The 25,245-nt window shown below is 48.9% G+C and carries 25 protein-coding genes; 21 read left to right on the forward strand and 4 right to left on the reverse strand.

Annotated features, from left to right (window positions below; genetic code table 11):
- Window position 1 precedes the first annotated feature (1 nt).
- The 5 genes from G451_RS0110470 to G451_RS0110490 all read left to right on the forward strand — a co-directional run bounded on the left by G451_RS0110470 (window position 2) and on the right by G451_RS0110490 (window position 4,997).
- Complete coding sequence (locus tag G451_RS0110470; RefSeq protein WP_027184213.1) at window positions 2-1,102, forward strand: ABC transporter ATP-binding protein; 1,101 nt, start codon at window positions 2-4, stop codon at window positions 1,100-1,102.
- Window positions 1,099-1,971 (forward strand): carbohydrate ABC transporter permease, encoded by an 873-nt coding sequence (locus G451_RS0110475; protein ID WP_027184214.1) that lies wholly within the window; start codon window positions 1,099-1,101, stop codon window positions 1,969-1,971. The genes G451_RS0110470 and G451_RS0110475 overlap by 4 nt, the downstream gene beginning before the upstream one ends.
- Window positions 1,968-2,771, forward strand: coding sequence for a carbohydrate ABC transporter permease (locus G451_RS0110480; protein WP_027184215.1), 804 nt, complete (start codon window positions 1,968-1,970; stop codon window positions 2,769-2,771). Before G451_RS0110475 ends, G451_RS0110480 begins: the two co-directional genes overlap by 4 nt.
- A gap of 95 nt (window positions 2,772-2,866) precedes the next feature.
- Window positions 2,867-3,139: a DUF2160 domain-containing protein gene (locus G451_RS0110485; protein WP_027184216.1), complete on the forward strand. Its 273-nt coding sequence runs from the start codon at window positions 2,867-2,869 to the stop codon at window positions 3,137-3,139.
- Window positions 3,140-3,242: 103 nt separating this feature from the next.
- A complete protein-coding gene (locus G451_RS0110490) occupies window positions 3,243-4,997 on the forward strand; it encodes an ABC transporter substrate-binding protein (protein WP_027184217.1) in 1,755 nt (584 codons plus the stop codon).
- Window positions 4,998-5,329: 332 nt separating this feature from the next.
- Here the strand turns inward: G451_RS0110490 and G451_RS0110495 are convergent, their stop codons facing one another.
- Window positions 5,330-6,655: a (Fe-S)-binding protein gene (locus G451_RS0110495; protein ID WP_027184218.1), complete on the reverse strand. Its 1,326-nt coding sequence runs from the start codon at window positions 6,653-6,655 to the stop codon at window positions 5,330-5,332.
- A 481-nt stretch (window positions 6,656-7,136) separates the two neighbouring features.
- Here G451_RS0110495 and G451_RS28795 point away from each other — a divergent pair, with 481 nt between their 5' ends.
- The gene (locus G451_RS28795; RefSeq protein WP_034641638.1) at window positions 7,137-7,529 is read left to right on the forward strand and encodes a DUF1499 domain-containing protein; all 393 of its coding nucleotides are present in this window, start codon (window positions 7,137-7,139) and stop codon (window positions 7,527-7,529) included.
- Here the strand turns inward: G451_RS28795 and G451_RS0110510 are convergent.
- Window positions 7,502-8,164 carry a cysteine hydrolase family protein gene (locus G451_RS0110510; protein ID WP_245587803.1) on the reverse strand — a complete coding sequence of 221 codons (663 nt, stop codon included), beginning with the start codon at window positions 8,162-8,164 and terminating at the stop codon, window positions 7,502-7,504. The two genes, G451_RS28795 and G451_RS0110510, sit on opposite strands and share 28 nt — an antisense overlap.
- 267 nt (window positions 8,165-8,431) lie before the next feature.
- Between G451_RS0110510 and G451_RS0110515 the strand changes: the two genes are divergently transcribed.
- The 6 genes from G451_RS0110515 (at window position 8,432) to G451_RS0110535 (ending at window position 12,600) form a co-directional block, all read left to right on the forward strand.
- Window positions 8,432-8,860, forward strand: a complete 429-nt coding sequence (locus tag G451_RS0110515) for a response regulator (RefSeq protein ID WP_027184220.1) — start codon at window positions 8,432-8,434, stop codon at window positions 8,858-8,860.
- Window positions 8,861-9,336: 476 nt separating this feature from the next.
- Window positions 9,337-10,257 (forward strand): 50S ribosomal protein L11 methyltransferase, encoded by a 921-nt coding sequence (gene prmA, locus G451_RS0110520; RefSeq protein WP_245587804.1) that lies wholly within the window; start codon window positions 9,337-9,339, stop codon window positions 10,255-10,257.
- A 199-nt stretch (window positions 10,258-10,456) separates the two neighbouring features.
- On the forward strand, window positions 10,457-11,425 hold the full coding sequence (locus G451_RS0110525; protein ID WP_027184222.1) for a UDP-glucuronic acid decarboxylase family protein: 969 nt from the start codon (window positions 10,457-10,459) through the stop codon (window positions 11,423-11,425).
- A 154-nt stretch (window positions 11,426-11,579) separates the two neighbouring features.
- Window positions 11,580-12,005: an AzlC family ABC transporter permease gene (locus tag G451_RS34785; RefSeq protein WP_211236345.1), complete on the forward strand. Its 426-nt coding sequence runs from the start codon at window positions 11,580-11,582 to the stop codon at window positions 12,003-12,005.
- A complete protein-coding gene (locus G451_RS34790; RefSeq protein ID WP_211236346.1) occupies window positions 12,002-12,271 on the forward strand; it encodes a hypothetical protein in 270 nt (89 codons plus the stop codon). The genes G451_RS34785 and G451_RS34790 overlap by 4 nt, the downstream gene beginning before the upstream one ends.
- Window positions 12,268-12,600 (forward strand): AzlD domain-containing protein, encoded by a 333-nt coding sequence (locus G451_RS0110535; RefSeq protein ID WP_027184223.1) that lies wholly within the window; start codon window positions 12,268-12,270, stop codon window positions 12,598-12,600. The genes G451_RS34790 and G451_RS0110535 overlap by 4 nt, the downstream gene beginning before the upstream one ends.
- A gap of 87 nt (window positions 12,601-12,687) precedes the next feature.
- Here the strand turns inward: G451_RS0110535 and G451_RS28805 are convergent, their stop codons facing one another.
- Window positions 12,688-13,389: a Crp/Fnr family transcriptional regulator gene (locus G451_RS28805; protein WP_051261376.1), complete on the reverse strand. Its 702-nt coding sequence runs from the start codon at window positions 13,387-13,389 to the stop codon at window positions 12,688-12,690.
- 136 nt (window positions 13,390-13,525) lie between these two features.
- On the opposite strand from G451_RS28805, the gene G451_RS0110545 reads away from it, so the two are divergent.
- Window positions 13,526-15,220: an FAD-dependent oxidoreductase gene (locus tag G451_RS0110545; protein WP_027184224.1), complete on the forward strand. Its 1,695-nt coding sequence runs from the start codon at window positions 13,526-13,528 to the stop codon at window positions 15,218-15,220.
- Between the two features lie 91 nt (window positions 15,221-15,311).
- Window positions 15,312-15,878, forward strand: coding sequence for a GrpB family protein (locus G451_RS0110550; RefSeq protein WP_027184225.1), 567 nt, complete (start codon window positions 15,312-15,314; stop codon window positions 15,876-15,878).
- 145 nt (window positions 15,879-16,023) lie between these two features.
- On the opposite strand, the gene G451_RS0110555 is transcribed toward G451_RS0110550, so the two are convergent.
- Window positions 16,024-16,257 carry a hypothetical protein gene (locus tag G451_RS0110555; RefSeq protein ID WP_027184226.1) on the reverse strand — a complete coding sequence of 78 codons (234 nt, stop codon included), beginning with the start codon at window positions 16,255-16,257 and terminating at the stop codon, window positions 16,024-16,026.
- Window positions 16,258-17,013: 756 nt separating this feature from the next.
- Here G451_RS0110555 and G451_RS0110560 point away from each other — a divergent pair.
- From G451_RS0110560 to cas2, 7 genes are all read left to right on the forward strand, one after another.
- Complete coding sequence (locus tag G451_RS0110560; RefSeq protein WP_034641641.1) at window positions 17,014-19,380, forward strand: CRISPR-associated helicase/endonuclease Cas3; 2,367 nt, start codon at window positions 17,014-17,016, stop codon at window positions 19,378-19,380.
- A gap of 66 nt (window positions 19,381-19,446) precedes the next feature.
- A complete protein-coding gene (cas5c, locus tag G451_RS28810; protein WP_034641643.1) occupies window positions 19,447-20,169 on the forward strand; it encodes a type I-C CRISPR-associated protein Cas5c in 723 nt (240 codons plus the stop codon).
- Window positions 20,151-22,133, forward strand: a complete 1,983-nt coding sequence (cas8c, locus tag G451_RS0110570) for a type I-C CRISPR-associated protein Cas8c/Csd1 (protein ID WP_027184228.1) — start codon at window positions 20,151-20,153, stop codon at window positions 22,131-22,133. The genes cas5c and cas8c overlap by 19 nt, the downstream gene beginning before the upstream one ends.
- Window positions 22,134-22,143: 10 nt before the next feature.
- Complete coding sequence (gene cas7c / locus G451_RS0110575) at window positions 22,144-23,064, forward strand: type I-C CRISPR-associated protein Cas7/Csd2 (RefSeq protein WP_027184229.1); 921 nt, start codon at window positions 22,144-22,146, stop codon at window positions 23,062-23,064.
- A gap of 4 nt (window positions 23,065-23,068) precedes the next feature.
- Window positions 23,069-23,782 (forward strand): CRISPR-associated protein Cas4, encoded by a 714-nt coding sequence (cas4, locus tag G451_RS0110580; RefSeq protein ID WP_027184230.1) that lies wholly within the window; start codon window positions 23,069-23,071, stop codon window positions 23,780-23,782.
- Window positions 23,767-24,780 (forward strand): type I-C CRISPR-associated endonuclease Cas1c, encoded by a 1,014-nt coding sequence (gene cas1c / locus G451_RS0110585; RefSeq protein ID WP_027184231.1) that lies wholly within the window; start codon window positions 23,767-23,769, stop codon window positions 24,778-24,780. Before cas4 ends, cas1c begins: the two co-directional genes overlap by 16 nt.
- A 3-nt stretch (window positions 24,781-24,783) precedes the next feature.
- Window positions 24,784-25,074 carry a CRISPR-associated endonuclease Cas2 gene (cas2, locus tag G451_RS0110590; protein WP_027184232.1) on the forward strand — a complete coding sequence of 97 codons (291 nt, stop codon included), beginning with the start codon at window positions 24,784-24,786 and terminating at the stop codon, window positions 25,072-25,074.
- Window positions 25,075-25,245 lie beyond the last annotated feature (171 nt).

Genomic DNA, 25,245 nt, shown 5'->3' on the forward strand with positions numbered 1-25,245 from the left:
CATGGCGCGCATTGAACTCGATAATATTGCTCATAGTTACAAACCCAATCCCCAAGGGCCGGATGACTATGCTATCAAGCGTATTCATACCACCTGGGATGACGGAGGTGCCTATGCTCTCCTTGGGTCTTCCGGTTGTGGAAAAACCACAATGCTCAACATCATTTCCGGACTGCTCGCTCCGAGTCAGGGACGCATTCTTTATGATGGAAAAGACGTAACGAATCTCCCTCCAGAAAAGCGCAATATCGCTCAGGTGTTTCAGTTTCCGGTTCTCTACGATACGATGACTGTTTTTGATAATTTGGCTTTTCCCTTGAAAAATCGCGGCGTCGATCCAACGAAAATCAAGCAGCGCGTTCTTGAAATTGCCGAAACACTCGACCTGACGCCCTTTCTTGACAAACGCGCCAGTGGCTTGGCTGCCGATGCCAAACAAAAGATATCGCTTGGACGCGGACTTGTCCGAGAAGATGTTGCTGCTATTCTCTTTGACGAACCACTGACCGTTATCGATCCCCATTTGAAATGGCAGTTGCGTCGGAAGCTCAAAGAAATTCATAAGCAATTCAAATTGACCCTCATCTATGTCACGCATGACCAAACCGAAGCCATGACTTTTGCCGACAACATCGTCATCATGGCTGACGGTCGATTATTGCAAATCGGTGCGCCTGAAGAACTTTTTGAAAATCCCGCGCATACCTTTGTCGGTTACTTTATCGGCAGTCCAGGTATGAACATCCTTCCCTGCACGCTTGAAGGCGATAAAGCCAAGATGTCCTGTGGCGAGGTGCCCATTGATGCTGAACTGGCACGAAAAGCACTCGCAAAAGGGGGAAAACTCGAACTCGGCATTCGCCCGCTCTTCCTCGACCTTCGTACGGAAGCTTCAAGTGATGCTATTCTTGGTCGTGTCGAAACGGTTGAAGATGAAGGCGCTTCGCGCATCGTCACGGTCATCGTCGGAGAACAAAAGCTCAAAGCCCGCATAGCTGAAGACAAGACCATTCCGGAGAGTGAGTGCTATGTTCACTTCCCCAAAGAGAAAACCAAAATCTTCAGTGACGGCTATCTGGTCGGGGAGGAGAACGCCTCATGAACAAATGGGACAACAATAGAGCCTGGTTTCTTATTCTGCCGGTCTTTTTGATCGTTGCCTTCAGTGCCATTATCCCGCTTATGACCGTGGTCAACTACTCGGTCCAAGATATCTTTGGCCCCGGTCAAGCCTATTTTGTCGGTGATGAGTGGTATCGAGAAATGCTCCATAATGGACGCCTCCATGAAGCGTTCTTTCGTCAACTTCTGTTTTCTTTTTCCGCGCTTACCATTGAAGTTGTTCTCGGTATCGCCGTCGCACTGACACTTCCTAAAAAAGGATTGGGGGCGTCGTTCTGTCTTGTTGCGTTGGCATTGCCACTTCTTATACCCTGGAACGTTGTCGGGACCATTTGGGTGGTTTTCGCCCGTCCAGATATCGGTCTCGCCGGGGTATTCCTCAATTCTCTTGGCATTGATTACAACTTTACAGCCAACCCTGTGGATTCATGGATCACCGTGCTCGTCATGGAGGTATGGCATTGGACATCGCTTGTAATTCTCCTGTGCTATGCCGGACTCCGTGCTATTCCTGAAGCCTACTACCAGGCCGCAAAAATCGACGGCGCGTCCCGTTGGGCCGTTTTTCGATTCATCCAATTGCCCAAGCTGCATGGCGTTTTGCTTATTGCCGTGTTGCTCCGTTTTATGGACAGCTTCATGATTTATACGGAACCCTTCGTGCTTACGGGTGGCGGACCGGGCAATACGACAACATTCTTGAGCCAGTTTTTGACGAAAATGGCCGTCGGCCAATTTGACCTTGGTCCTGCTGCCGCGTTTTCGCTTATGTACTTCCTCATTATCCTGCTGTTCTGCTTCATTTTCTACACAGCAATGATGAATTACGACAAAGGAGCCGCCAAATGAGAATCCAAGGCAAAACCATTGGTCTTATCGCCTATCTTCTGTTTCTGGCATTGCCGCTCTATTGGTTGGTCAATATGTCGTTCAAAGAAACCAATGAAATCCTCGGAGGTTTCAACCTTATTCCCGAGCATTTCACGTTGGCGAACTATGTTATGATCTTCACGGACCCATCCTGGTATATGGGGTATATCAACTCCATTCAGTATGTGGCCATGAATACCGTTATCTCGCTGAGTGTGGCCCTTCCCGCAGCTTATGGATTTTCGCGGTATAACTTCATCGGCGACAAGCACATGTTTTTTTGGCTTCTGACCAACCGCATGGCGCCTCCCGCTGTTTTTTTGCTTCCTTTCTTCCAATTTTACCAAACGGTTGGACTTTTCGACACCCATATTGCCGTTGCGTTGGCGCATTGCTTGTTCAACGTACCGCTGGCGGTCTGGATTCTGGAAGGATTTATGTCCGGCGTTCCGCGTGAAATCGATGAAACCGCATTCATCGACGGATATAGTTTTCCACGGTTCTTCGTAACGATCTTCATTCCACTCATTCGGGCCGGCATCGGTGTCACCGCGTTTTTCTGCTTCATGTTCTCCTGGGTCGAATTGCTCTTGGCCCGCACACTGACGACAGTCAATGCCAAGCCTATTGCCGCCACCATGACGCGAACAATCAGTGCAGCCGGTATGGATTGGGGTGGATTGGCCGCAGCCGGCGTCCTCACCATGATTCCCGGCGCCATCGTTATCTGGTTCGTCCGTAACTACATGGCAAAGGGTTTTGCAATGGGACGCGTCTAATCAATTCGGACGCACCGTTGGGCTTTCCATTTCGGCAACGCCTGACACAGGTTTTTCGATGTAATTCATGATTTGGAGACGGGAGGGGAAACTCTATGCAATGGATGGCCTGGACGCCGATTACGGCATGGTTCTTCATCACCATCGGCCTCATCCTTATGGGCATGACCGTCTGGCAACTTGTCAGTCCCACTGTTCCACGAAAAGGATTTTTGCCCATTGTGACCACTCGAGGCGACCGCTTATTTATCGGTTTGCTTGGTGGAGTCTACATTCTTCTTCTTTGGATAGGTTTGATTCAATCAAATCTTTGGTATGCTTTGGCGCTTGCCGTTTTGTATATCATCGTTGTCATGCGCTGGGGGTAAGACATGCAACGGTGTCCTGTGCCACAGGGACAAAATGGATCAAACGATACTGGTGTGTTGATGTGATTGTGTGTGGTTGAATCATTTTTACATGGGAGGATCCATGAACATGCTGAACGCACGGTTCTGGCGATTTCTGGTTCTCGGCCTGACCGCGACAACGTTGGTCGGGACAGCGACTCTTGGCTACGCCAAAGATGGGCAATATGCCGACGCTGCGAAAAAGTGGGTTGACAGCGAATTTCAACCGTCGACTCTGACCAAAGAAGAACAAATGAAGGAAATGGCGTGGTTCACCGAAGCAGCCAAACCCTTCCGCGGCATGGAAATCAAAGTGGTGTCGGAAACCATCACCACGCATGAATACGAATCCAAAACGCTGGCCAAAGCCTTCGAAGAAATCACCGGCATCAAAGTAACGCACGACCTGATTCAAGAAGGCGACGTTATTGAAAAAATTCAAACACAGATGCAGTCGGGCAAAAATATATATGACGGCTACATCAATGACTCCGACCTCATCGGCACGCACATGCGTTACGGCTATGTATTGCCGTTGAGCGATTTCATGGACGGCAAGGGCAAGGACGTCACCCTGCCGACGCTGGATATCAACGACTTTATTGGTAAGTCGTTCACCACTGGCTCCGATGGTAAGCTCTATCAGCTTCCCGACCAGCAGTTCGCTAACCTGTACTGGTTCCGTTACGACTGGTTCCAAAATCCTGAACTTCAGAAGAAATTCAAAGAAATCTACGGATATGACCTGGGCGTGCCTGTTAACTGGTCTGCCTATGAAGACATCGCCGACTTCTTTACCAACAAGGTCAAAGAAATCGATGGCAAGCCCGTGTATGGACACATGGATTACGGCAAAAAGAGCCCCGACCTTGGCTGGCGTTTCACAGACGCGTGGTTGTCCATGGCCGGTACCGGCGACAAAGGTCTGCCCAACGGCAAGCCCGTCGACGAATGGGGTATCCGTGTCGATGGTTGCCGTCCGGTTGGCGCTTCCATGTCCCGCGGTGGTGCCACCAACGCACCGGCCTCGGTTTACGCTCTGAGCAAGTACATGGAATGGCTTGAAAAGTACGCTCCCAAAGAAGCTTTGGGTATGACATTCTACGAATCCGGCCCGGTTCCTGCTCAAGGCAACATCGCCCAGCAGATTTTCTGGTACACCGCGTTTACCGCCGACATGACCAAGCCCGGCACACCAGTTGTCGATGAAAAAGGTCTGCCCAAATGGCGTATGGCTCCGTCCCCACACGGCCCCTATTGGGAAGAAGGCATGAAGCTCGGTTATCAGGATTGCGGCTCCTGGACATTCCTGAAATCTACCCCGATCGATCGCCTGAAAGCTGCCTGGTTGTATGCTCAGTTCTGCGTGGCCAAGACCACCTCGCTGAAAAAGACCCTGGTGAGCCTGACTCCCATTCGCGAATCTGACATCAATTCGCAGGCCATGACCGATATCGCCCCGAAACTCGGTGGTTTGGTTGAATTCTACCGCAGCCCGGCTCGTGTTGCCTGGACCCCCACCGGAACCAACGTGCCTGATTACCCCAAACTCGCGCAGCTCTGGTGGCAGAACATCGGTGAAACCCTGTCTGGTGAAGTCACTCCGCAGAAGGCCATGGACAATCTGGCGGCTGCTATGGATAAGGTGCTTGCCCGTCTGGAGCGCGCCAATGTTCTCGGCGAATGCGGTCCTAAGTTGAACCCCGAAAAAGATCCTGAATACTGGCTCAAGCAGCCGGGTTCTCCCAAGCCGAAATTGGCAAACGAAAAGCCCCAGGGCGAAACCGTTGCCTATGACAAGCTTCTCCAAGCCTGGAAGGAAGGCCGCGTGCGATAAGCCAACATCTCCTTGCACGCCTTACACAAAGGGACGCCATTCGTGGCGTCCCTTTTTATTTTTAAAGAAAAGACAAAGAAAAGCCTCGGCGACTCAATAAATCCCCGAACAAAACAACTTCGAAATACAAAATAAATTAAAACACTTACAACGCACAAATGTATCACAGGTAAAATTAATTCAATAAAAACAGAAGATGATCTAAATATTCAACAAACGAATTCCAAACAGCGTCCCGTTAAACGTTTTTGAAGAGGGGATGGGGTCTGGGGAAGGGGGGAAACTTTTTTCAAAAAGTTTCCCCCCTTCCCCAACCGCCGGAGGCCCCCCTCCTACCAATCCACATCACCTTCAGGTGTAATGCCGAAATGATCCCATTGTGCCTTGGCTTCAGCTTCAGCTTTTTCAATACGCTCTTGAGACCAGGGTGTAATGACAAGCGCTTCGGCGACAAGTTGCCAAATATACTTGACTTCATACGTGCACCCATCGAAGTATTTTGGCAAACGCTTCATGATTTGATCACGACAGTTCGAGCAGCCAACAACAATAACGTTGGCCTTACTCTGCTGAATTTGCTCATATTTGTAGCGACCATGCCAAGCCGATTGTTCTTCATACGGCATGGGCCACAAGCCTCCACCAGCTCCACAACAATAATTTTGATGCCGATTCGGCGTGAGTTCGACAAAGTTATCAACACACTGTTGAATTATCCAACGCGGTTCGTCAAAATATCCTTTCCCAAAATTTCGTTCGAGTTCGCGACCATGCTTACAGGAATCATGAAATGTAAATGTCTTCCCTGCATGTACGGATTTATCCAACGTAATACGCCCTTCTTTGATGATCTCCATAAGATAATCATACAAATAGATGAAATTGATCGCATTGGCTGGATCTTCTTTCACCAATGTTTCCATGCCCTTCCGGAAACCATATGATCCCCCACCGCAGTCAGGCATGATCAATCGACCAATATTGTGTTTTTTCACATAGTCGATTTTCCGCCGGGCAAATTCACGATTGGCGTCGGGATTGGCTGAAAACAAGGCCCAGTCAACAGCCTCCCAATTCTCAGACGGGACGGTCCAGGATTCACGAGCAGCATAAAAAATCTGCCACCACCAAAACTGGTCTTCAAAATCCCCATAGACCTCTTTCGAGTTCGGGAAAAACAATGTCTTCGCACCATCTCTGTCGACAGGCACATAAAACCCTGGCAACTCTTCAGACAACTCCTGACCAAGCTCAGCCATTCCTTGAAGATATTCTTCTTGCGTGATGCCAAGATTATTGCCGGTCTTAAGATTGTTGAGAACGCCTTTATGTAATGATCCAGGAACGCTATCGCGGTTGCGGCGACTCCGCAAATGCGCCATAATTGCCGGAACATCGATATTATGTGGACAGTTGCTGGCACAGCGGCCGCACCCTGTGCAAAGCCACGGAAAACGGGACTCGATAACCTCGTCGACAAGCCCATTAGCAAGCAAGCGCAAGACTTTGCGTGTGTCCAAACCATCTAATTCAGGAGCACCACTCGTTGGACAACCGGCTGAACACGCACCACAGACCATGCATTCAGAGAAATCATACTGGTCAAGAAGTGATCGGAGCTCCGGGTCCATGCATCGACTATTAGGCGGGTAATTCATGATACAATCCTTGGTGAAAAGATAAGAATAGCCGTAGCGCTGAAGTGCATCCTTCCGGCTTGATCGTCAAAAATATCCATATCGTTGATTACACAGTACGGTAACGGCAATGAAATCTTTATACCGAAAACAATGCACCTAGTAAAGCAAAGAGTATGGATATTGTGTTGGTGCACAAAACAGAAAAATACTGTTCTGATCATTGTATAAATATATGATCATCATTTCAACATGTGGCAATGCTGGCATATACGGACATATGAGAGGTTCACCTGATTTGAATATGTTCTTTTCTACCGATGAATGCACATCTACAACATAAAATGATCATCACTACCAAACCAAAACCTATATCATTGGCATGAACTTTGTTTGATTTTCAATTGTTAAAACAAAGAGAGCGTTGAGATAGATTCTGATTCCATTTTTTTTGATTTTTGAGGAATGGTATCGAACACAAAAAGAAAACAAGGAGTTTCCCATGACAAAAGCATCATTCCCCACCTGTCCTTCGCGACCAAACTGCGTCAATTCAAAAGAGACGCATCCACGGAATGCCATTCTGCCTTTGACGTTTGATGAAACACAGGAATCTCGTTCAACCGCATGGAAACGCCTTCGGTCCGTTGTTCTTGCCATCCCCGGAACGCAACTTATCGAGGAAAGCACAGATAGGCTGGTTTGTACTGTAACCAGTCACATTTTTAAATTCATAGATGACGTCATTTTTGTCATGCGACCTGATGCTTCGGTCATTGATGTGCATTCAGCATCACGCATTGGGTACTGGGATCTTGGTGCGAACCGAAAGCGCATCGAACGTATTCGCCGAATATTCGAGCACAATTACGCCAGCAAAGAGTTAAAGCTGTGACGAAACTCCTCGAAACTCGGCGTAGCAATACCAATTCGAGCCATATCTTGAAGATTATACTCTGTGATAGCTTTCGTCTGTGCTGCTGTTGCATCAGCGAGAACAACAACATCATAATCAAGGCTTATGCCATCATAGGCTGTTGATCGAATACAATTCGCTGTATTGACACCAATAAGAACAATTGTATGAATACCAAGTCGGCGAAGCAATAAATCAAGCTCAGTAGCAAAAAAGGCGCTAAACCGTGGCTTTACAATAACGTATTCATTGTTAGAGGGAGAAAGTTCTTGAACTATCTTCGCACCCTCTGTATTTTCGACAACTCCACGGGATGTTCCGTCAAGAAACGCGCTTCGCCTGACAAGCTCAACATCAGAACCATCAGTCCTATACCTTCTACATACATGGACTACAGGAAGATTTTTACTACGAAAAAAATGAAGAACTTTTGACATATTCTCTATCCTGGACATCGCTTCTCCAACTGCAAAAGGCGCTCCAGGAAGAACAAAGTCATTTTGCATATCAATCGATACTAACGCAAAGGAATTGCTCATTATCTCAACGCTCCTTTCAATAGGTTTGATCTCAAGACACAACACAAATAAATTATACAAAACAAAGCACTGCATAGGAATCACCTATAACAGAAGCCAAACACATGATATACCAATGTTACAATGGAGGGCCGCGTCGGATCCAGTCCACAACGCAACACCACATAAAAATCGATAGATAAAAATTAAGTACCTGCTTCACTTATTGATCAGTTTTCAGTATAAACCAGCATCGTGCTCCTGACGAAAATATGAAGTTAGTCAAAAGAGAGACGTTTGATACGAGCATATGCGGTTCTGCTTTAAAGTACACAACACGAAGCCAACGAAATATTCAACACAATGAAATCACATACGATAAAATCATCTTTTGAGCCTACAAAAAACCCGTGTAGTATACTCATTGTCGAGGATGAAGCAGCCAACCGTCTTGCCATGTCTCTTTTTCTGGAACGTTTTGGGCACACCGTGACCAAAGTGCAAAATGGAATCGAAGCCGTCAACACAGCTTTGTCGGAAAAATTCGATATTATTCTCATGGATATTCAACTTCCCGGTCTCGACGGTGTGGAAGCGACACGACGTATTCGCACTGAATTCGCTGAACGAGAACTTACGGCTCCCATTATTATTGCGCTGACGGCCCATGCCATGGCCGGTGACCGGGAGAAACTGCTTTCGTCCGGTATGGATGATTACATTTCCAAACCCTTAGATCTCTTCGACCTCATCGCGATTATCGATCGACACTGTGCACGTTTGATCGACTAAAATTCATTTTTTTTATACGCGTCCAATTCTGACATTTCCTATCGCACTAGCTCTAAAACTCGCGAAAGTGCATTCATATCAACCATACGTGCGTTTATCACACATCATACAAAATCAGCCTCACATACATTATAAAACAATATACCGTATCATGACACACAACAGCGGAGATGCAACATCAAGACTACGCCTATTCAACTAAAAACCACATGAATCTGGTATATTAACAAAAATAAACAATGGGGATATACCCTGCGACGTATCACTTTTACGTAATATAGAAATAATAAATGCTTTGTGTATTGTTTCTCAAGAGATCCCTCGTAACATTCTCATCGCTACTTAATCGTAATGAAAACGTTCCCTGCGGAAGAGGGCTCTCCATTTCAGCATGGACAAAAGCAAAAAAAAAGATATATGCACTAAATCGGATTTTGAACTCTAAATAATCTTCCTGCTTGGAGGTCCCGAGAAACGTGGGCAATCTATTGCAAATTGATATTACTGTACCCGCAGCAAATGGCTCAACTCCGTCATATTGCTCCGAAGACGTGCTTTCGCCGGATTGCAACCGTGAAGCACTCATAGCTCAACTGACGACCTTCCTCACGATGAACATTGCCCATGGATGGGAGGAAGAAGAAAACGCGACAAATGGTCATCTTGTTTTTCGCGTAATACTGGACAAACGACCATCCAGCTCGGCATTAATCGAAGAAATTTCTTTGCGTTGGCCCAATATCGGCCTCCTTGTCCAAGAAATATCGGACCAGGACTGGAGTCTCGCCTGGAAAGAGTACTTCACTCCCATCAAAGCTGGATCGCGCTTTGAAATTCTCCCTCCATGGTCAGCCGACCAAGCCGATCCAACACGCACTCCCATATTCATCGAACCGAAAATGGCCTTTGGTACGGGGCATCACCCAACAACGGCGTTATGCCTTGAACATCTTTCCAATTTGGTTGAATCTGGTCGAATTAAAAAAAATATGGAGTTCCTCGACTTGGGGACAGGGTCGGGCATTCTCGGTATCGCTTTGTCCTTGCTTGGATTAACCGGTGTTGGTCTCGATATTGATCCTTTAGCGATGCATTGTGCCAGAGAAAATGTTCTTCGCAATCACGTGGCCGAGAAATTCACCTTGGCTGCAGGGAGCCTCGATAGTCTTGCCGTAACACGAGGATTCGATGTGGTCGTTGCCAATATTCTGGCTGGGCCGCTTATTTCCATGGCCCCGGATCTCTTGGACTGCGTTGCACAAGACGGTGTTCTTATTCTCTCCGGCATTTTATCTCACCAAGCCGAAGATGTCGCGCGTGCGTACTCAAGACGTGGACGACCACGCATCGAGACGAAAGGGGATGACGATACCTGGGCAGTTCTTGTATGGTCATGAATACCTTGTATTGGTATGCATAAAAAAATCTTTGCTTTTCTCCTGTCTGCTGTATAAACGGCGACGCTTAAGTCAGCACACGTGCTGTGTTTGGGGGCTATCGTGTGTGTCGAGGCAAAAGATTGAAATCAATACGGACAGGACAAAACGCAAAAAACCGCTTACTTCAAGCGCTTCGTACCTGAAGGGAATATTTGCTATGTACAGAAAAACTCGTGTCCTCGTTACGGGCGGGGCTGGATTTCTCGGCTCTCACCTTTGCGAACGCCTTCTCAAAGAAGGCTACGAGGTCATTTGCCTCGATAACTGCTTCACCGGTTCGAAGCAGAATATTCTCCACCTGCATAATGATCCGAACTTCGAATTTTTACGACACGATATTACGTTTCCGCTCTACCTTGAGGTGGATCAGATATATAACCTGGCCTGCCCGGCATCGCCCATCCATTACCAATTCGACCCCGTCCAAACAACGAAAACAAGCGTCCATGGCGCCATCAATATGCTTGGTCTGGCCAAACGAGTTCGCGCCAAGATCATGCAAGCATCGACATCCGAAGTGTACGGCGACCCCGAAATGCATCCACAACAGGAATCCTACTGGGGTAACGTGAATCCTATCGGCATGCGCTCGTGCTACGATGAAGGAAAACGTTGTGCTGAGACATTGTTCTTCGACTATAAACGCCAGCATAACTTGCGCATCAAAGTCGCTCGCATTTTCAACACGTACGGACCTCGCATGCACCCCAACGACGGCCGCGTTGTCTCCAACTTCATTGTTCAGGCTCTCAAAAACGAGCCCATCACGGTCTATGGCGATGGTTCGCAGACTCGATCGTTCTGCTATGTCGATGATCTTGTCGAAGGATTCTACCGCCTCATGAATGTGACGGACGACGCGTTTTCCGGCCCGGTAAACCTCGGTAATCCAGGAGAATTTACGATTCTCCAGCTTGCAAATCTCGTTATAGAGTACACAAACTCAAAATCGGAGATTATTTACAAGCCGCTGCCGGAAAATGATCCCCGAAAACGACGCCCTGATATCACCTTGGCCAAAGAAGTTTTGGGCTGGCAACCGTACACCAAACTCGAGCAAGGCCTTCTGAAAACCATTACGTATTTCGACAAATACCTTACCCAAGAAGAAGCCGCTGCGCAGTAAGCGGATTCACAGAAAAGCGTGTTCTTACCGGAACCGTGAATCATGTTCGCGGTTCCGGTATATATTTTTCCACCATCGAATTGTCTTGAGACGGGTTCGCAGACCCACCTCTGCGTGTCGTCGCGAGAACAGGATACCGAGAAGTAGGTTCCAGATGTCCCCCTCCCCCGAATTCATTGCCGCATTCCGTGCCGGTGCGCGTTCTGTCTTTCCTGCACTTCCCGGACTCGTCCCTTTTGCTTTGATCTGTGGTGTAACCGCAATGAAAGCCCAAGTACCAGGATACCTCGCCTCATTCATGTCATTGACCGTTTTTGCGGGGGCATCACAGCTTGCCGCTCTGGAGCTCTTCAGTGCAGGGGCACCGTTAGCCGTTGTCGTCATGACAGGGCTTGTCATCAATCTCCGATTTGTCATGTATAGCGCGTCGATAACCCCACACCTTCAGAACCGTACCCTTTTTGAACGCATTCTCATGGCCTATGTCCTGACCGATCAAGGCTATGCACTTTCTGTCATTCGGTTCGAAAAGCCCCCCCCGTTAATAAAGCCGGATACTATCTTGGTGCGTCACTCATGATATGGGTGGTTTGGCAAAGCGCTACTGTGGCCGGCATCTTCGCCGGTGCGACAGCGCCACCCGAGCTCAATCTTGATTTTGCGATACCTCTGACATTTATGGCGCTCATTTTTCCTGCAATAACAAACCGCCCTAAAGCCGCCGCCGCACTCGCATCGGGGATGGCAGCGATTATTACGTATACATTGCCGTATAACCTGGGGCTTGTCATTGCTTCAGCTATCGGCATTGCGACGGGATTCTTTCTGAGTGAGCGTACATCATGACGAACGATCAAGCGACGACATTCTTTCTCGCGTGTCTTCTCTTGGGACTGGGAACATGGATCTTTCGCGCATCATTTCTCTTGGCTGCGGACCGGCTCCGTACATCGGAACGATTTATCCGACTTCTCAGCTTCATTCCTGCGGCCGTTCTCAGTGCGTTGGTTGTTCCAGCCATTATCTATCACCAAGGACACATTGACGCGCTGCATGGCAAAGAACGTATTATCGCCGGCATTGCTGCCGCTATAGTAGCTTGGAGAACCAAGAATATATTGGCGACCATCACGACAGGCATGGTCGCCGTCGGAGTTCTTGAGTGGATTTTCTAAACAACAAAACAATGTAATCTCTGGATTATAGTATACATTATGTAGAGCACACAGGGAATTTCTCTCCCGTATATTGACGTCTACGACTTATTCGGCGTGATCTTCTTTTTCTATTGTGCCTGCAAGCTCTTCAAGTCGCTTTTGATTCAGAATAACAACGGCACGACCGCTCACGGCCACAACTCCCATATCAGCAAATTTTTTAAAATGTCGCGATAATGCTTCGGGTGTGACACCGACAATTTTGGCGATTTCTCGTTGCGACACAGGAAGACTATACGTGGAATCTCCGGAAGATGGTCGCGCCTGAATCAAAAAAGCGGCAACCCGTTCAGATAAATCTTTGAGAGATAACGATTCAATAAGCGCCATGGCTTCCTTGAGGCGTCGGGATAACACTTTAATGACGTTGAACGCCAGATGAGGATCGGATTCCAAGGCATCGGCAAAAGAAAGTGCCGAGACAGTAAACAACCGTGTTCTTTCCATGGCTTCAGCGCTCAAAGGATAGCGCTCACCGGTTTGCATAGCGCATAGACAAAACGGTTCCCCTGCTTCGAAAACATAAACAATTTGCTCTTTTCCACCTGGTGATCGTTTATACAGCTTGGCTTTACCCGAAAGAACGACATGAAAATCATCGGCAGGGTCTTGTTCGGTGGCGACCAGACTTCCAGCTTCAATAAGCGCTATCCGCCCCTGAGTAGCCAATGAGACCAGGTTGTTGTCATCCAGTCCAGAAAAAAGCGGCATTGCGCGCAGTTCGTAAAAAACCGACGGTCGACTCATAAAATCTCCTTCGCGTTGATTGCAATCAATGTCGTCATTTCTCCGGGAATGTAGTATTGGGCTGTCAGTGGATACAACGCCGGATGCTTTCCTTACGGCGACCTTCTTCACCTTCGAGAAAGACAAGGAGCTTTTGATGAAATCCAAACGCATCGTCGTTATTGGCGGCTCTGCCGCCGGTCCCAAAGCCGCAGCCCGGGCTAAACGTCTTGATCAGGACGCCCAAGTTGTGTTGTTGCAAAAGGATCCTGAGTTGTCCATGGCTTCATGCGGCTATCCGTATTATATCGGCGGGACATTCGACGACCGCAATCAGCTTATCTGCACCCCGACCGGGGTTGTGCGTGATCCCGGCTTTTTTGCCAAGGCCAAAGGTGTAGAAGCCATGGTCCGCACCGAAGTGACTGAGATCGATCCCAAAGCCAAGACCGTTTCGTTCTCCAAGCTTGACTCCAACGAAACCGGCAGTCTGGAATATGACAAGCTCATCATTTGTACCGGTGCCAGCCCACGCGTTCCCCCCATCCCGGGTCGTGAACTGGCTGGTATTACGCCGTTGCACGCCATGCGCGATGCTGATGCCCTGCATGAAGCCGCTGCCCAAGCCAAGGGCAAAAAGGCCATCATCGTGGGCGGTGGATTAATTGGCATAGAGACCTGCGAAGCGTTCGCCGAAAAAGGACTTGATGTCACCGTCGTGGAACTCCTTCCGCAAATCCTCATGTTCCTCGATCCAGAGATGGCCAAGCTCGTAGAAAACCACGTCAAGGCCAAGGGCGTCAATATTATTACGAACAATGGTGTTGCCGAATTTATCGGCGAAAACGGCCACGTCAGCGCGGTCAAACTCAACGATGGGACGACACTGCCCTGCGATGTTGCCGTTGTCGCTATTGGCGTTGTGCCCAATGTGCGCCTAGCAAAGGACGCCGGTCTTGGCATCGGCAAATTCGGTGGTATTGAAGTCAATGAGTTCATGCAAACCACCGATCCCGATATCTATGCTTCCGGTGACTGCGTGGAACTGACCAACCGCATCACCGGACAAAAGACTCTGGCACCGTATGGCGACTTGGCCAACCTCGAAGGCCGTGTTGCCGCGGAAAACGCGGTGAAAGGAAATAGCTCTTTTTTCCCGGGGACCATACACAGCGGTATCTGCAAGGTATTCGATTTTACCGCAGCTACGACGGGATTATCTGAAGAGCGTGCGCGCCAGGCCGGTTTCGATGTGGTCTCGGCCACCAATGCCGGTCTTGATCGTCCCGGATTCATGGGCGCCAAACTGCTTGTATCCAAGATGGTTGCCGACGCCAAAACCGGGCGCCTGCTGGGCTTCCAGATTGTTGGCCCGGGCGAGGTCAACCGCCAGGTCGCCGAAGCCGCTGTTGCCGTCATGGCCGGCATGAGTATCAACGATCTTGCTGTCGCCGACCTGCCCTACGCGCCCCCCTATTCCTTGGCCATCGATCATTTCATCACGTCGGCGCATATCCTGCAAAACAAGATGAACGGCTTGATGACCGGCGTGACCAACCGTGAAGTCAAAGCGAAACTCGATGCCGGAGAAAAGCTGTTTTTCCTCGACGTGCGTTCACCGGAAGAATTCGCCCAAATGGAACTCGGCATCGGTGAAAAGCTTATTCCTTTGGGCGCTTTGCGTTCGAAAATGAGCGAGCTTCCGGAAGACAAAAATGCGGAAATCATTACCTATTGTAAAATTTCCATGCGTGGCTACGAAGCCCAACAAGTCTTGCACCATGCCGGCTACAGCAACGTCACCGTCATGGAAGGCGGCGTCATGGCCTGGCCGTATGGACGGAAAAAATAACGAACGAAAGACAGAATTTACATTGTGAATAATATGCAGGAGAACCCCATTGGGGGCTCTCCTGTATTTTATTATACGAGAACAACGTACGATGACAAAAGAAACGCTTGCAGAAAAAATCGCTCGCGTCACAGCAGAAATCGTGATGCTATCGGCGTATGATCCCGCATGGCCGAGTCATTTCGAAGAAGAAAAACGCCATTTGGAGGCATGCCTTCCCGCTGACTTGATCATTCGCATTGAACATATCGGCTCCACAGCCATTCCCGGCCTTATCGCCAAACCCATTATCGACATGCTCATTGAGATTACTGACGTGGAACGCGGTAAACGCCTTATCCCTGAAATTCTCGAATCCCAAGGATATGATTGCTTTTGGCGTCCTCATGGCAATCGCAATATCCCCCCATACTATACCTGGTGCATCAAACGCGCATCCAATGGCACACGCACCCACCATCTCCACATCGATGCCCCCAGAGCGCAGGCAAACAAGGTACGGTTTCGGGATATCCTTCTTGCAAATCCAGAACGAGCCCATGAATACGCCAACCTGAAGCAGCGCCTTGAACTCCAACACAAAAACAATCGTATCGCATATACCACCGCCAAAGGGAGCTTCATTCAAGAGACGCTCGACGATGAAAACATCTTTTGAAAGTACATTTAGAAAGAGGAACAATACATCGTCAAAAATTGTGGCTGGTTACATACTCACACAAAAACAAGCATTCTATTTTCAAAAATTTTAGTCGCGTATAAAATATTTCGTTTACAAAAATACACAATGCGAACAGACACAATTACGAAAACAGTTTCAACGCAGCAATAATTGTCACAGTCGCCGCGAGAAGCCCTCCCATACGAACGGTGAGGTCGTGCTTGAGTCGCAATTCCAACTCTCGCAAGTCCTGTTTCGTGGCAAGCTCCCGTCGAGTCTCTTCGTCCTGTTTTTCAAGGATTTTAATCAGGACGCTGGCAGCTTCTTCGCCCAACGCTTTTTCCAATTTTTTTGAATCGTCGAATAATAATGTCATCGTCTTATCCTGGCATATGCGGCACGCTCCATTCATCTTCGCACCCCGTCACGCTAAAAATCAATCATTTGCGATGGGGTGTCAATTGACCGCATGCTTGCGTATCGGATTATAGTGAACCCAATTAGCAGTCTTAAAGCTTTTGGCGTCTCAAACAAAATACAACCACATCGTGGAGCTAGCCATCTAATATCAATCTACTAATAAAAGTCATTCGCCAAAACACAAATCCATCGTCTAGTTAAGTATTGTTGCAGAATTGACATTTTGTATTTATCTGCGTATTCTTATTCTTACACAAGCCAACAATGAGGGTACGCTATTGAAAAGCATCACGGAAATTTCCTTTGTATACAAAAAAACGGTTACGGAGACATTCTGTCAATTTATTTGGAGAATACCTTCTAAACGTCCAGTTTTTTTAGCGAGTATCCTCTCTTTATTAAAAATAGTCTCCCAGTTAGCCCATTGCAATACAGGTATAACTTTAACAAAAAAATAGCATGACAGCATTACTTTTCTAAATACTATTTTTTCATAGCATTGACCTTATATTTTGCTCTGGGGCGTGAATCAAGACTCAAAAGCATAACCGTTGCTCATATCGCCCCCTACGCGAGGGCGTGGATTGAAACTAGTTCAGTATTGCTGCTTGGTAATAAGTAGCTATCGATACGTCCCAGAGCAAAATCAATACTACAATCCCCACCCAACCCCACTCTCGACTGCTTCTCCGGGTCGACACGCACGAGAGACATGATGACAAAAGAACCTTTTTATGCCCGGACCGATCCCTACAATCCTACCCTTCTTCCTGATGATCCGGGGGCGCACTGGCAGCACCTTCGCGAACACTTATTGGGCGCGGCTCGGTGTGCCGCCGAATTTGCACACAACGCCAAGCCGGATGATCAGTCTTTTATCGATACAGCGCAGCGCTCCGGGTTGTTGCATGATTTGGGAAAATATCAGGATGGCTTTCAGCAGATGTTACGCGACGCGGCTAACGGGCACATTAAGAAACGGACATCACACGCTCCGATTGGTGCATGCCACGCTTTACAAAACGCAAAGCACGAGGCGGCATTTGCTGTATATGGGCACCATGCAGGTTTGCATAAAGCGCAAGCTCATAAAGATCTTCTAAAAAACGCTTCGCTCGCCACGGAATGTCTCAACCGTGCCAGTGAAGACCATCTCGACGGAATTGACGAGCCCTGGCCCGCACCGACTCCACTCATGAACTCATCAAGCAACAATGACAAAAAACGCATGGACCTCCGTATTCGCATGTTGTCCTCATGCGTTATCGATGCCGACCGTTGTGATTGTATTCGCCACGAACTTGGAGCCTTGCCCACGGCTAAACCGTTGGATGCCTCGCATCGTTTAGATCGATTGCTCAAGTATATTGGCGGACTGGCGGCAAACTGTCCTGACGGTCCGATTAAAGCTGGTCGACGCGATGCCCTGAACGCCTGTCTCGACGCGGCCGGCACCGACGGCAACATGTTTGCACTTCCCCTCCCCACGGGGGCAGGAAAAACGCTCTCGTCCATGGCTTTTGCCTTGAAACGCGCAAAGTGTTTTCCCGAACGCTATCGGCGTGTATTCGTCGTGGTTCCATTTTTGAGTGTCATTGAGCAAAACGCTGCCGTCTATGCCAAGGCATTGGGAAAAAACGCGGTCGTGGAACACCATTCAGGCGAACTCGGCTCTTTGGACACGATGCCTCGTACAGAGGAAGGACGAAAACGAAGCATTTCTGAAAATGATGGCAACGAAACCTTCCAAACAGCAGACGAAAAGGATCTGGAAAAACGTCTCTATGATCGCCCTCGCGACGATCTCGCCCGAGAGAATTGGGATGCTCCCATTATCATGACGACCACCGTGCGTTTTTTTGAATCACTTTTTTCCAACGCGGCATCGGACCTGCGCCGTTTGCACAATATCGCCCGCTCTATTGTGATTCTTGATGAAGTCCAAACACTTCCGAAAGGATTTCTCGCACCCTTGTTGTCCATGATGGATGCCCTCTCCCGCGATTTTGGGGTCGATTTCGTCTTTTGCACGGCCACGCAGCCTGCTTTTGAAAAACCGCATGAAGCACGTGATCGCGACAAACGCTTCGAACAGGGACGTATTCTTCCCATTATTTCTCCAACGCTCCATGCACGTCTTTCCGAAACGTTCCGACGAGTCATTGAACCAATATGGCCATCCAAAGACGATACATGGAGCAGTGAGCGTATTGCCGAAGAAATAGAGGCAGAAGCAACGGAGCGCGGCACACGGTCCGGTCGTGTTCTCACTATTGTCAACACGAAGCGTCTCGCCGCCGATATCTTTGCGCAGTTACGGGAGACAACGGAATACTGTTGGCATCTCTCCACGCGCATGTGCGCAGCCCATCGCTTGACAACTCTTGAAACCATCAAAGCCCATTGCAAAAATACCGACCTCCCATGTCGCCTTATCACCACACAACTCGTTGAAGCGGGGGTCGATCTCGATTTCCCGGTTGTCATGCGCGCCATGGCACCGTTCGATTCCATTGTGCAAGCCGCCGGTCGTTGTGACCGAGAAGGCCGGGAAACATCGCGTTTAGGCGCTCCTGCCGGTCGGCTTATCGTCTTCGAGCCGGAAGACAATGCAACGCCCTACCGAAGCCAAACCGACATAACGCGTGCTCTTCTTTTGGACGGTCTCTCGTTGCACACCCCCAAAGACGTTCGACGCTATTTCAATCGGCTCTATGAAGACGACCAGGACCCCAAAAACATCGACAATCTTCGTCTCAGTTTCGATTTCCCTGAAGTCTCCAAACAATTCCATCTTATCGATGATCGTACCAAAGCGGTTCTTGTTCCGTATGGCGACGGCAAACAATTGATGGAAGAGCTTCGATCAACGCAACACATCGATCGCGACATCATGCGTCGTGCCGGTCGTTTTCAGGTCGGCTTATATCCGCATGAGTTCAACCTGGCCTGTGAATTGGGAATCATTACTCGACTCTGGCCGGAAGGTGATATTTGGGGCTGTTGTATGCAAGAAAACTACGATGAATACCTTGGCCTGATACTCGATCGCCCTGGAGTGACAACAGCGATGATGTAAAATGACAAATTTCACGCGCGACGTATTTTCGAAAGCGCTTTTCAACCTCAAACCAGGAGGACGCATGTGGAAGACCAAATCGTCCGGGTAAAGGCCAGCGGTCCGCTTGCCTGCTTTTCTCGGCCGGAAATGAAGGTTGAGCGAGTCTCATACGACATTATCACGCCGTCGGCCGCTCGCGGTATTGTGGATTCCATTCTGTGGAAACCGCAAATGCGTTGGCGTATCGAGTCCATTACGGTGTTGTCGCCTATCCGGTTTCAAGCGCTCAAACGCAATGAAGTGCAAAGTACGATTCCGGTAACAGGAGCATCCGGCGTTCTGGGGTGGATGAAGAAGCCAGAGAAATACACCCCGCAAGTAGCCGGAGCCGGTCAAGGAACGGATGGAACACCTCGTAACACTCTTGCTCTACGGGATGTTGCCTACATTATCGAAGCGCGACCAATCGTATTCGAGGAGAACGACGGCAATAACACGCCACGAAAGTATGTAGAGATGTTTACCCGGCGTTTACACAAAGGACAGTGGTACCGCACGCCGTGTTTTGGCTGCCGAGAATTCGTTGCTCGTGTGGAACCTCCAACAGGTGACGAAATCCCTCTCTCTGAAACGCGTGATCTCGGCTATATGCTCTATGACATCCTGTTCGATAAGAAAGGGAAGGACAATCGCCCGCTGTTTTTTCGCGCGCATATGCACAATGGCGTTGTGGATACACGACCTGAAACGGCCATTACCGACAACGCCATACGAAAGGAGCTGTTGTCATGCTCGTACAAGCCCTAGCCGAGTATGCCCACACGTATCTCACAGAAATGACGGAACACCCGCAGTTTGAGGAGAAGCCAGTCCGTTTTTGGGTGGATATCCGCGAAGACGGATCATTTCTCTCGATAAGCGAACATACGCACGAACGGCCGGCGGGGAAAAACAAAGACGGAACGGATAAAATGGCATCGTTTCCGGATAGTCTGCTTGTGCCGAAATCCCCCGTCAACCGCAACTCCGGTGTGTTCCCTTTGCTCGGATGTGATTCGGCTGAATATGTGTTCCCGGCAGAGTATCTCACGGATGGAAAAATGAAACCGCGAGATCAACAAAAAAATGCTGACTTTGTCGCATTGCTCCGTCATGCGGCGATAGCAACGAATGACCCGATGCTCGCGGCATGTGTGGCTTTTTATAAAAATGAAGAAGCCGTGAAGCAGGCTGCACAGGAGTATCGAGAACAGAAACCTGGAACCGAAGCCGTCTGTCTTGCCGTTCGGTTTTCTTCATCGGAAAGCGATAGCGCCGATAAACCCGTGATTGAACAATCTGCGGTGAAAACATGGTGGGCACCGTATTATGACGAAGCCTTTACCAAACGCCATGAAGAAGGCGGTACTGGCATGTGCCTTGTCACCGGTGACGTCACATCGCTTGCCACCACTCACGAAAAAATCAAAGGCACATCAAGCCTCGGCGGACAGTCGGCCGGCGTCAGTCTTATGGCCTTCGATAAAGCGGCGTTTCAGTCGTACGGTTGGAAACAAAACGCGAACAGTCCTGTCGGCATCCAAACGGCCAGCGCGTATGTAACCGGTATCAATGACTTGCTCCGACCGGGAAAGCATTGTCGGGGCCGCAGCGAAGGAAGAATGCTCCCGACGCGTTCGGACTATGAAGGCATGGCCTTCCTCTATTGGACCAAAGCCCCCGAAGACATGTCCATGTTTGGCATGGTGGATTCACCAGACCCCGAAACAATACGAAATCTGCTTAACGCGCCATATACCCGACAAATGGAAGACGCACTGAATGACATCGATCCGGACAATGACTTTTATTTGCTGGTGGTGTCTGCGACCGGTGCCAGGCTTGTTGTGCGGGATTGGTTTCATGAACGCCTTGGAAGTGTCCGCGATAATGTACGCAACTGGTTGAGCGGCTTGAGTGTCCCCAATGTCTTTGATGCTGGGGAGCCGTCTAAACCTGTCGGTCTGTATACCCTGCTCAAATCATTGTTGCCTCCACGCGCAGACCCCAAAGATTCAGGAAATAGTGGTCGCGCCATGATGCTTTTGCGGCGAGCGCTTTACGGCACGCCATTGGGCTACGAAATACTCGATGCCGCTCTGCGACGCATTCGCATCGGTCAACAAAAAGATCCGAGTGAAAAAGCGAATTCGAAAGAACGCAAACCATCGAGTGATCGACTCATTCCCTATCGAATCGGCCTGGTTCGTATGGCGGTCTATGATATTGAGCGCCATGAATCCGGAAACACCCTCAACATGGAGATGGAGGCATTCGTGAACGAATATCTCGCCGAACGCCCTGCATTCGTTTGCGGTCGACTCATGGCCCAGTACGAAAATCTGCAATACCAAGCAGGAAGAAAGGTAGAGGCTACAAAAAACGACTCAAGCGAAAAAAACGAAGGCCCAGGACTCAACGTCTCTGTGGTGGATCGTTATTTTTCCCAAGCATCCCTTTGGCCGGCTTTGGCGTTTCCTTACCTGGAACGATTAAGCAAAGCTCACATCCGACGATTACGAAGCAATAAGCGAGAAGGCACCGCAATTGCGATCTCCAAGCGCATTTCAGAACTCATGGAGCAGGTCGGCAAGTCGTTTCCCGGCAATCTCAGTCTAAAACAGCAAGGCGAATTTATAATAGGGTATCATACTGAAAAAGCAGAAAGTATCCGCCAAAGCAAAGCCAAAAACGAAGAAAAAGATCAACAAAACAACATTGAAGCATCTTGAGGAGACGACAATGAGCAACATCATTAATAAAAGATATGATTTTCTTTACTTGTTTGATGTCACGGACGGCAATCCTAATGGAGACCCAGATTTTGCGAACACTCCACGATTTGACCCTGAAACATATCAGGGGCTTGTATCCGATGTTTGCCTGAAGCGAAAAATCCGTGACTATGTTTATGCCTTAAAAAGTCAGTCTGGAGCCATCGAACCCGGCTACGATATTTATGTGTTGCAAGGCAATTCCTTGGAAAGCCGCCAGCGCATGCCCTACGATAATTTGAAGGAACTTGACAAAGAAGCCAAAGGCAAAAACACCAAGGCCGAATCGATGAGAATGGCTCGTGCGTGGATGTGCAAAAACTTTTTCGATGTGCGTACATTCGGCGCAGTCATGAGTACCACTGACTTTTGGTGCGGACAGGTACGCGGTCCGGTACAAATCACATTTGCCCGTTCCTATGATCGCATTTTCAGCACCGATCATGCGATTACACGCGTTGCCTATACCAAGGAATCCAAAAAAGAAGGAACTTCGGCGCAAACGGAAATTGGACACAAACACACTGTGGCCTATGGTCTCTATGCGGCATATGGGTTCATCAACCCTAATTTGGCCGGCGGCGATGATGGAACGCAATTTTCTGAAGACGACTTACAGGTATTGTGGACGGCTCTGACCAATATGTTCGACCTTGATCATTCGGCCGCACGTGGTCGCATGGCGGCGCGAGGCTGCTATGTGTTCGAACATGAAAGCGCTCTAGGGAATGCCCCTTCGCACAAATTGTTTGACATGGTGAAGGTGCAGCGGGTTGAAGGGGTTGAGACACCTCGCGCTTTTACCGACTACACCGTAACATCTATCGACGAACTCAATGATCGTATGCCGGATGGCGTGTCGGTTTTAGATAAAACAGCACAGGAATAATCGCATGCCGGCGCAACCGACACCAACGCGTCTTTATGACGAGTCCGATCTTCTCCCGCTTTCCGGCCTGGCGCACATGGCCTATTGCCCTCGACGGGCTGCATTGATCCATATCGAACGACTTTGGGCTGAAAGCGCGGCGACCATGGAGGGGGCCCACTTTCATCGTCGTGTCGATGCGGAGATACGTCTCGAACGACAGGGAGAGAAACTGATAGCCCGTTCTCTGCATATTCGTTCTCTTCAATTAGGACTCGTTGGCATAGCCGATGTTGTCGAGTTTACGCCGACCGATCACAAGGAAAACGGATGTCGCTTACCAGAACAAAAAGGCTGGTGGCATCCGTTTCCTGTCGAATACAAACGCGGTCGACTGCGCCAGGAACAGGGATATCTCATCCAACTCTGTGCTCAAGCTATGTGCCTTGAACATATACTTGAAATTCATATTAAAAATGGAGCACTTTTTTTCGGTAAAACACGTCGTCGTCTCGATGTATCTTTTGACGATACCCTGCGGGTATGCACCCTGAACGCCGCCCAATCCTTCCATGAACTTGTGCGGACAAAAAGACTTCCCCCTGCGCACTATAGCAAAAAATGCAAGGAATGTTCTTTAGTTGCACAGTGCATGCCTCGCGAATCCGGAAAGAGTGCAGCCACTCATAACTCCCGCATGATGCGGGTTTTCGAGGACGATACATGCGACATGTCCTAAACACGCTGTATGTCACAACCCAAGGAACGTATATTCACAAAGACGGTGAAACGGTTTGCGTCTCCCAGGATCAAAAGGTCTTATTACAAATTCCAATCCATACGTTGGAAGGTATCGTAACCTTCGGTCGTGTCGGGACGAGCCCGGCGCTGTTGGGATTCTGTGCTGAACGCGGTCTGGCGGTATCGTTTCTTTCACGTTCCGGTCGCTATCTTGCTTGTGTGCGACCACCGTCATCGGGCAATGTTTTGCTGCGGCGAGAACAATTTCGCGTTGCCGATGATGATTATCGTCGGGCGGAACTGGCCCGACTCTTTGTTGTCTCCAAGCTGGCGAATGCGAGACAAATGCTTCTTCGTTCCGCTCGTACAACGGGAGACGAAGCAATCAGCAAAGCAGCCCATGAGATTGGCTGCCTGGGCAAACAATTGGATGTTTCTGTTTCAATCGATACAGCCCGTGGAATTGAAGGAAATGCAGCGCAAATCTACTTCAATGTGCTGAACAATCGTATTCAACAAGATGGATTCCAATTTTGTAGTCGATCACGTCGTCCGCCGCTTGATGCGATCAATAGTCTGCTCTCGTTTGTCTACACCCTTCTGGCACATGATTGTGCGGCCGCTGTGGCATCAGCCGGACTTGATCCACAAGTAGGGTTTCTGCATGCCGATCGACCTGGTCGTCCGGGTCTTGCGCTTGATCTTATGGAAGAATTTCGCGCCACATTTGCTGATCGGCTGGTTCTCCGCCTCATTAACCGTGGGATGATTCAATCAAAAGAATTTCACACCTCGCCAAGCGGAGCTATTTTCATGGATGACAAAACACGGAAAACGGTTCTTGTTGCCTATGCTGAACGGAAGCGTGAAACAATAACACATCCGTTTTTGGATGAAACCGCTGAAATCGGCATGCTTTGGCATATTCAAGCAATGCTTCTGGCACGTCATCTCCGTGGAGATCTCGATTCCTATCCTATCATGCTTTGGAGATGAACCATGTTGATTGTTGTAACATATGACGTCAACACACAAACGCCAGCTGGGCGGAAACGCCTGCGCCAAGTCGCAAAAGCTTGCGAGAACCACGGCCAGCGAGTGCAATTCTCCGTCTTTGAATGTCTTGTCGATCCAGCCCAATGGACAGGTCTCCGCTTGCAACTCCTCGATATAATCGATGAAGAATCGGATTCACTGCGTTTCTATTTTCTCGGGAAAAACTGGAAACGGCGCCTCGAGCATGTGGGAGCCAAGCAAGGATACGACCCAACAGGGCCGCTTATCATCTGAAAAAATATGCTGCGCCGACCCCAAGCAGTGGCCATTCCATCAGGATGTCGGCGTTTCACAAAAATCGTTATATACTAATGAAATAGGAGGTGATATAAAAACAAAACATGTATTTCTGCGGAACGATGGAGAGGGTCGGCGTAAAGTCCTCGATTTTACTACGCGCCAAGC

It is taken from the genome of Desulfovibrio inopinatus DSM 10711 (assembly GCF_000429305.1).
Classification (GTDB): Bacteria; Desulfobacterota; Desulfovibrionia; order Desulfovibrionales; family Desulfovibrionaceae; genus Alteridesulfovibrio; species Alteridesulfovibrio inopinatus.

What these genes read in the sequence shown, in the direction of transcription:
- G451_RS0110510 (WP_245587803.1), bottom strand. Translation starts at nt 8,164, where the DNA reads ATGCAGTGCTTTGTTTTGTATAATTTATTTGTGTTGTGTCTTGAGATC.
- G451_RS0110535 (WP_027184223.1), top strand. Translation starts at nt 12,268, where the DNA reads ATGACGAACGATCAAGCGACGACATTCTTTCTCGCGTGTCTTCTCTTG.
- G451_RS28805 (WP_051261376.1), bottom strand. Translation starts at nt 13,389, where the DNA reads ATGAGTCGACCGTCGGTTTTTTACGAACTGCGCGCAATGCCGCTTTTT.
- cas7c (WP_027184229.1), top strand. Translation starts at nt 22,144, where the DNA reads ATGAGCAACATCATTAATAAAAGATATGATTTTCTTTACTTGTTTGAT.
- G451_RS0110480 (WP_027184215.1), top strand. Translation starts at nt 1,968, where the DNA reads ATGAGAATCCAAGGCAAAACCATTGGTCTTATCGCCTATCTTCTGTTT.
- G451_RS0110470 (WP_027184213.1), top strand. Translation starts at nt 2, where the DNA reads ATGGCGCGCATTGAACTCGATAATATTGCTCATAGTTACAAACCCAAT.
- G451_RS0110550 (WP_027184225.1), top strand. Translation starts at nt 15,312, where the DNA reads ATGACAAAAGAAACGCTTGCAGAAAAAATCGCTCGCGTCACAGCAGAA.
- G451_RS0110545 (WP_027184224.1), top strand. Translation starts at nt 13,526, where the DNA reads ATGAAATCCAAACGCATCGTCGTTATTGGCGGCTCTGCCGCCGGTCCC.
- G451_RS0110490 (WP_027184217.1), top strand. Translation starts at nt 3,243, where the DNA reads ATGAACATGCTGAACGCACGGTTCTGGCGATTTCTGGTTCTCGGCCTG.
- G451_RS0110485 (WP_027184216.1), top strand. Translation starts at nt 2,867, where the DNA reads ATGCAATGGATGGCCTGGACGCCGATTACGGCATGGTTCTTCATCACC.
- G451_RS34790 (WP_211236346.1), top strand. Translation starts at nt 12,002, where the DNA reads ATGATATGGGTGGTTTGGCAAAGCGCTACTGTGGCCGGCATCTTCGCC.
- G451_RS0110495 (WP_027184218.1), bottom strand. Translation starts at nt 6,655, where the DNA reads ATGAATTACCCGCCTAATAGTCGATGCATGGACCCGGAGCTCCGATCA.
- G451_RS0110525 (WP_027184222.1), top strand. Translation starts at nt 10,457, where the DNA reads ATGTACAGAAAAACTCGTGTCCTCGTTACGGGCGGGGCTGGATTTCTC.
- G451_RS0110475 (WP_027184214.1), top strand. Translation starts at nt 1,099, where the DNA reads ATGAACAAATGGGACAACAATAGAGCCTGGTTTCTTATTCTGCCGGTC.
- G451_RS28795 (WP_034641638.1), top strand. Translation starts at nt 7,137, where the DNA reads ATGACAAAAGCATCATTCCCCACCTGTCCTTCGCGACCAAACTGCGTC.
- G451_RS0110555 (WP_027184226.1), bottom strand. Translation starts at nt 16,257, where the DNA reads ATGACATTATTATTCGACGATTCAAAAAAATTGGAAAAAGCGTTGGGC.
- cas2 (WP_027184232.1), top strand. Translation starts at nt 24,784, where the DNA reads ATGTTGATTGTTGTAACATATGACGTCAACACACAAACGCCAGCTGGG.
- cas8c (WP_027184228.1), top strand. Translation starts at nt 20,151, where the DNA reads ATGCTCGTACAAGCCCTAGCCGAGTATGCCCACACGTATCTCACAGAA.
- cas4 (WP_027184230.1), top strand. Translation starts at nt 23,069, where the DNA reads ATGCCGGCGCAACCGACACCAACGCGTCTTTATGACGAGTCCGATCTT.
- cas1c (WP_027184231.1), top strand. Translation starts at nt 23,767, where the DNA reads ATGCGACATGTCCTAAACACGCTGTATGTCACAACCCAAGGAACGTAT.
- G451_RS0110515 (WP_027184220.1), top strand. Translation starts at nt 8,432, where the DNA reads ATGAAATCACATACGATAAAATCATCTTTTGAGCCTACAAAAAACCCG.
- G451_RS0110560 (WP_034641641.1), top strand. Translation starts at nt 17,014, where the DNA reads ATGATGACAAAAGAACCTTTTTATGCCCGGACCGATCCCTACAATCCT.
- G451_RS34785 (WP_211236345.1), top strand. Translation starts at nt 11,580, where the DNA reads ATGTCCCCCTCCCCCGAATTCATTGCCGCATTCCGTGCCGGTGCGCGT.